The following is a 4,109-nucleotide window of genomic DNA, read 5'->3' as shown; positions in this document are numbered from 1 at the left end:
CGACCGCCACACTCACCTGGGATCTTCCCAACATGACTGCGGGCCCTAATGTCACCGACCATGGCTCCGCCGAGGGCGCGCGAGGTCAGGTTTCCATTGGAGCTGACGGCACTCCCGTCAGCTACCGGATCGCTCCAAACGACACGGAGAGTGCAATCGCTGCTCGGTTCGGCATCACCCCAGATGACCTCGAATGGCTCAACCCGGATCGATTCGGCGATCGACTCAACCTGGCCAACATCACGATAAACCTGTCAATGGACTCGCGTGGCCTTCGTTGGTGAGTGGAAGTCCGGTCCGGGGCGACGGGTTTGATTGCGGTGGTGACCAAGGTGAGCTGGTCAATTCCGCTGGGACCTCCGCTGATGATGCTCAGGTGACCCCAGCCCCGGAGTTTCGAAAAGGCGGGGCAGTCCGCGATCGGCAGTAAGTTCGTTGTCGGGGGACGCCGATTGCCCTCGGTTCTTTCGAAGAGAGGGTTCGCCATGACAGATTTCCCGCCTCCCGTTCCGCGGGACGACTACGACGTGCCTGCACCTGCACCTGCACCTGTGCCGGTGGATCCGTGGGCGCTCGACGGCGTCCAGAGGACCCGTCCGCCATTCAACAGGATGGCCATTTGGGGTTTCGTACTCGCCTGCGTCGGGTTGGTCGTCTTCGGATTCGTCGGTGCGTTGGCTACGGCACTCTGCGGCCGTGCGCTCCGGACCATACGTCGGACGGGGGCACGTGGTCGGGGTCTGGCGATCGCGGGCATGTGCATTGGCCTCATCGACTTCGTTTTCTACGCGATCGGCCGTTTCTATCTCGGATGACGAGACCCGTGCAGTGGACGCGCAGGCCCGTGGCGCCTTCGGCGACCTCACCATCGCCTCTGCAATGATCGACCACACCGTCCGCCACTTCGACCTCACTAGCCTCAAGTACGACGGCCTGCCGGCTCGACAACACGAAGCCATCGCGACCACGGCACGCTAGGAACACACGACAGTGGCCCTGTTTTTAGTTGGCAGAAATGGCCCTGTTTCCGGTCGGGGTTAATACTGGGCAACATGGTTATCGCAATCGTGGCATTCGTCTCGCCTGTCGTTGTTCCGATTGAGAGAAGAGGAGACTGGCGACGTGAGCGATCAGACTTCTGAAAGCGAGAAGGACCGCGGGCGACTGTTAGCGAAATTCGCTCCGCAAGGAATCGGCCTTCGCATTGGTCGCGCGCCGGTAAACGCTAGTTGGCCTTTCCCTCGATCTCTAAAGATATATGAGCACGGGATTCTGGTTACGTCACTGGGTACCTCGGCGTGGATTCCCCGAAACAGTATTGGTTCCCTAAGACGGGGAGTTGGCAACATTCGTATCAAGTGGGCACTTGGCGGAGGAACTGGGTCCGCAACGATAAGCAGTTGGCTCGATATGGGTCGCATCGATCGAGCGCTCAACGATGCAGGTTACCCCGTCGAGCGCTAGGGCCGGTCCCTTCGCGGAGGGATAGCCGCAGGTTGGCGAGCTCGAGCCGCTCTCGCGAGGAAGACTCGGGGATTCCGGAGCTTTTGCGACTAGAAGGACCGAGGCTTCTCCCGTCCAGAGGAAACCAACAAGGTCACGGCGGAATAATTGGGGCGTATTCTGCAGCGTTTGCCATTCCCGGTGCGCGCTAAAGTCGCATCATGCTCCTGCGCGTTTTCGGCGGTCTGGCCGCCTTATCACTGGCCCTGTGTGTGGTGTGGTGGACCGTGCTCAGAGGGGACGAATCCAGTGTTCTTTCTGCGGCGCCGTTGGGGCTGATTGTCTTTGGTATTCCGGCTGTTACCGCGTTGGCGTTCTGGATCATCGCCCGTCGGACGGATCAGCGCGCAATAGTCGTGGCGCAGGCGCATCCGAATGTTGCTCTCCATCAGTTCGTGGCCGATACCCCTGCGGTCATGACGCTGCGCCGCTTGGCATCTGAAAATGGTGGCCGTCGCATCCGCTCGTTGAACGGTGCGTACGTCACCGTTGTTATGGACCGGGGTTCGCTGTGGATCTACGCCGGGGCCAACGCATGGTTGGCGGCACGGGTGGAGATTGCGCGCGTCGCTGGGGTTGAACCGGCGCGGATCAGCACGACCAGGGGCGGCTGGTGGCCAGGAGTGAGATTTCAGATCACTGGCGACGCAGGCTCCGCCCTGATAATCGATGTTCTGCCCATTCGGGTTGCACGGGGCACTATGCGCAAGTCCCTTGATGTGGCCGGCGAACTGAGTGCAATCCGGAATGAACTGGAGGCGAACGCCGCGATCTAGTGGTGGTTCGAGGTGCTGGTGACTGACGACACTTCGCCACCAGATCAGCTGTTTGAGTTCGTCGGTACCCACCAGACGTAGTCGTAGGAGCTTCCAGGAGGATGACTAGAAATCTTGAACGGCCCACCGGCAAAGAATCGTCACCTCCGAGGATTCCAGACCACCTCACGGAGCCACGAGCACGCTGGCTCGACGCCGTCGCACGATGGGAGCTGCGGCTTGGTCTGCGCAGCTCAATCGACAGCTGCGCACTTGAGTGGATCTCGCACGATTCGAACAATCCTGTGCTGCTCGAAATGGTCAGCCGGTACCGTGACGACTTTGTTACTGACGAGGAGTTTCGAGTGGATATCGCAAACGTGTTTGTGGCGATGGCCCTGGAACCGCCGACACGAAGCGACTATGTCTGGGCGGTGATTGCAGACTCCGTCCGCGTCGCGGAAACCTCAGAGGATCTGATTCGTGCAACTCACGATCTACGAGTGATTTCCCGCGAAAACAGTCAGTTCTTGGATCGATTGGGCGGCTATGTCTACTACGACGAGAACTTCTCACGGAATGAGTATTTTGACGTGTCCCTGGGCAACATGAAGCGAGAGTTGAACCGTGACAGGCCTCGATTGTTAGAAGACGCAAGTAAGCATTTCGCGACAAGCGAGGTGGGATGCTGGATCGCAGGCGCCCTGGGCGTCGCTAGCGTGTGAGCGACACCAACCGACGGCACAGCGGTGTCTGGGAGAAGAATTTCCATCGTCCCGAGTTAAGAAGTGTCTTCGACCAGACATGTGGTGAGTGAAGACAGAATTCGGGTGCCGAGCTCGGGGGAGGGGGAGAGATGGACGACGTCGGTCTCAGTGCGGCCTTGAAGAAGACGGATCCATTCCCAGAGGCCGAAACGTCACATGTAGCGCCATCACTTCAGCGTCTGGTGGGGTCAGTCGCTGCGCTCGACCACGCAGCTCGGCGTCGGCGCCATCGTCGTTTCGTCATCGGGGGTATCGGCGTCGGCGTTGTGTTGCTCGCTGGCACCGGCGCTTCCGCGCTTCCCGGACTTATCGAGTGGGCCCCATGGGCTCCTGACATCGTGTTGGATCGGGCGTTCCCCGTTTCGGACGGCACCGGCCTGACTGGCTGTGTCATCGTGATGCGGGTGGAACCGGACTACGCAACCGGAGACGAGAACACGGATGCCCACGTCGCCGACGCACGCGCCTTTCTGCAGGGCCATGACTGGTCGACGATCGAGGCCACTCTCCGTCAACGGTCCGCGTTTGACTGGCTCGCATTGGCGCGACAGGGCAAGACCGAGGCGGGCAGTCTGACCGGAGAGGTCACTGAGCAGATCGCCCAAGCTATGACGCAGGCCGGGTACTTGGGTCACGGAGTTGCGCTGTCCGCTTCGGAACGCTGCGATACAGGGCCCGACAAGTGAGCCGGCCGCCCGATGTCACCTCCGTGGGTTCAGCCGAACGACGTCTGGAAAAATTGCACGGTCAGTTGGCCGGCGACCTACTCCGATATTTTGCGCGAAGGGTCACTCCCCAGGCCGATGCGGCCGACCTTCTCGCGGAAACCCTGATGGTTGCCTGGCGGAGACTGGACAAGGTGCCGACGGATGACCAGGGCGCGCGGATGTGGATGTTCGTCACGGCCCGCCGCGTCCTGGCCAATTGGACGCGCGGTCAGCGCCGACGCATCACCCTCACCGATGAACTCCGGGCCCACCTGATCGAAACGCCGCAACCAGACGCATCCGCCGCGGTTCTCGATGTTCGACGTGCCCTCGAGGTCCTGCCGCGGAACCAGCGTGAGCTGATCCGCCTTGTCCAT

At 60.9% G+C, this 4,109-nt stretch carries 7 protein-coding genes; all 7 read left to right on the top strand.

Annotated elements, in window-relative coordinates; genetic code table 11:
• Nucleotides 1-284, top strand: a 284-nt coding sequence (locus QN345_RS16240) for a LysM domain-containing protein (RefSeq protein ID WP_323508881.1), incomplete at its 5' end; no start/stop codon positions are given.
• 201 nt (nucleotides 285-485) lie between these two features.
• Nucleotides 486-815 carry a DUF4190 domain-containing protein gene (locus QN345_RS20645; RefSeq protein WP_416347671.1) on the top strand — a complete coding sequence of 110 codons (330 nt, stop codon included), beginning with the start codon at nucleotides 486-488 and terminating at the stop codon, nucleotides 813-815.
• Nucleotides 816-828: 13 nt separating this feature from the next.
• A complete protein-coding gene (locus tag QN345_RS16235; RefSeq protein ID WP_323508880.1) occupies nucleotides 829-978 on the top strand; it encodes a hypothetical protein in 150 nt (49 codons plus the stop codon).
• A gap of 686 nt (nucleotides 979-1,664) precedes the next feature.
• Nucleotides 1,665-2,279, top strand: a complete 615-nt coding sequence (locus tag QN345_RS16230; protein WP_323508879.1) for a hypothetical protein — start codon at nucleotides 1,665-1,667, stop codon at nucleotides 2,277-2,279.
• A gap of 101 nt (nucleotides 2,280-2,380) precedes the next feature.
• Nucleotides 2,381-2,983: a hypothetical protein gene (locus tag QN345_RS16225; protein WP_323508878.1), complete on the top strand. Its 603-nt coding sequence runs from the start codon at nucleotides 2,381-2,383 to the stop codon at nucleotides 2,981-2,983.
• A gap of 131 nt (nucleotides 2,984-3,114) precedes the next feature.
• Nucleotides 3,115-3,711, top strand: a complete 597-nt coding sequence (locus QN345_RS16220) for a hypothetical protein (protein WP_323508877.1) — start codon at nucleotides 3,115-3,117, stop codon at nucleotides 3,709-3,711.
• On the top strand, nucleotides 3,708-4,109 hold a 402-nt coding region (locus QN345_RS16215; protein WP_323508876.1), incomplete at its 3' end, for a sigma-70 family RNA polymerase sigma factor. The genes QN345_RS16220 and QN345_RS16215, both read left to right, overlap by 4 nt.

The sequence above is a fragment of the Cryobacterium sp. 10I1 genome (assembly GCF_035019805.1).
GTDB lineage: Bacteria > Actinomycetota > Actinomycetes > Actinomycetales > Microbacteriaceae > Cryobacterium > Cryobacterium glucosi.
Note: the sequence above shows the minus strand (reverse complement) of the source record. Positions and strands in the feature narration are given on the sequence as shown.

Bases quoted from the DNA above. Each gene is read 5' to 3' on its own strand.
- QN345_RS20645 (WP_416347671.1), top strand. From the start codon at position 486: ATGACAGATTTCCCGCCTCCCGTTCCGCGGGACGACTACGACGTGCCT.
- QN345_RS16230 (WP_323508879.1), top strand. From the start codon at position 1,665: ATGCTCCTGCGCGTTTTCGGCGGTCTGGCCGCCTTATCACTGGCCCTG.
- QN345_RS16225 (WP_323508878.1), top strand. From the start codon at position 2,381: ATGACTAGAAATCTTGAACGGCCCACCGGCAAAGAATCGTCACCTCCG.
- QN345_RS16220 (WP_323508877.1), top strand. From the start codon at position 3,115: ATGGACGACGTCGGTCTCAGTGCGGCCTTGAAGAAGACGGATCCATTC.